General features: G+C 68.8%; 1 protein-coding gene. It reads right to left on the bottom strand.

Going from position 1 to position 551, the window contains the following annotated elements:
• A partial coding sequence (locus MOV75_RS41325; protein ID WP_247008650.1) for a MarR family winged helix-turn-helix transcriptional regulator occupies positions 1 to 551 on the bottom strand: 551 nt, incomplete at both ends.

The following is a 551-nucleotide window of genomic DNA, read 5'->3' as shown; positions in this document are numbered from 1 at the left end:
ACCCACAGACGCTTGATCTCGGCGTAGCCGTGATCGGTTCCCTTCAGGCCGACGCAGCCGATCGGCAGCGTGTCCGACATCGCGACGATGAAGCTGCCGCGCGGCCGGCGCATGTCCTTGGCGTCGGGGTCGCGCGACAGCGAGACGTCGAAGCCTTGGCTGAAGCGACGGCCGAGCTCGGCATAGTATTCGCCGAGGCAGTAGCGCGCCTCCTCGCTTCGCGGGTCCAACTCCACGAGCGCGATCCGCTCGCGGGTCAGGGTGGATGCGATCAGGTCCATCGCCGCGAGCAGCGCCTCGGCTTGCGCATGTTGCGCGAGGAAGCCCTCGGCCTGCGCGTTCGACAGCGCCTCATAGGCCGCGAACTCGCGCCGGCCGGTCCGCGTCAACGTCGCGACACGCCGGCGCGCATCGTCCTGATGCGCTTCGGTCTCGACCAGCCCTTCGTCCTCGAGGCTGCGCAGCAGCCGGCTCATCAGCCCGGAATCGAGACCGAGATAGTCGCGGATCTCGGCGACGTCCGAGCGGCCCTGCCCGATCGCATTGAGGAC

It is taken from the genome of Bradyrhizobium sp. PRIMUS42 (assembly GCF_023006515.1).
Taxonomy (GTDB): domain Bacteria; phylum Pseudomonadota; class Alphaproteobacteria; order Rhizobiales; family Xanthobacteraceae; genus Bradyrhizobium.
The sequence above is the reverse complement of the archived record's forward strand: the minus strand, read 5'-3'. Positions and strand labels throughout refer to the sequence as shown.